Here is a 729-nt window from a genome sequence, read left to right on the forward strand (position 1 = left end):
CCCTGATCGTCCCCTATGTCCCGGGCGGCCTGCCCGACACCAATGCCCGGTTCCTCGCCCAGCGGCTCACCGAAAAACTCGGCMAGCCCGTSGTGGTCGAGAACCGGCCCGGTGCGAATGGCGCCATCGGCGGCGAGGCCGTCGCCCGCGCCCGGCCGGACGGCTACACGATGCTCTTCGGCACGATGGGCACGCACGGCTCCAACCCATCCATCTACCGCAACACGCCCTATGACGCGGTGCGCGACTTCACACCCGTGCATGCGCTCTTCGCCGACAACAACATCGCGGTCACCAGCAGCCGCAGCCCCTTCCGCAGCCTCGCCGACATCGTCGCCTATGCCCGGGCGAATCCGGGCAAGCTGACCTTCGGCTCCGGCGGCGTCGGCTCGGGCGTGCACCTGGCCGGGGCGCAGTTCCAGAAGGTCGCGGGAATCGACATCCTGCACGTGCCCTATCGCGGCACCCCCGCCTCGCTGGCCGACCTCGCCGCAGGGCGGATCGACCTGATGTTCGACTATGCCGTCACCAGCATGCCGCTGATCCAGGCCGGGCAGATCCGCCCGCTCGCCGTGACGGGCCGCCAGCGGCTCGCGCAGCTGCCGGAGGTGCCCACGGTGGCGGAAGCCGGCTTCCCGGATGCCGAGCTGGACGTCTGGTCCGGCCTCCTCCTGCCCGCCGGCGTGCCCGCGCCGATCGTGGACCGGCTGGCCGACACGGTGGAGACCA

1 protein-coding gene is annotated in these 729 nt (G+C 71.4%); it reads left to right on the forward strand.

Annotation, left to right across the window (positions count from 1 at the left end; translation table 11 throughout):
* Window positions 1-729 (forward strand): Bug family tripartite tricarboxylate transporter substrate binding protein (locus AC1DWF_RS34215; RefSeq protein ID WP_476842929.1); only part of this gene is annotated, 729 nt, incomplete at both ends.

Source organism: Aminobacter sp. P4_D5 (assembly GCF_056401815.1).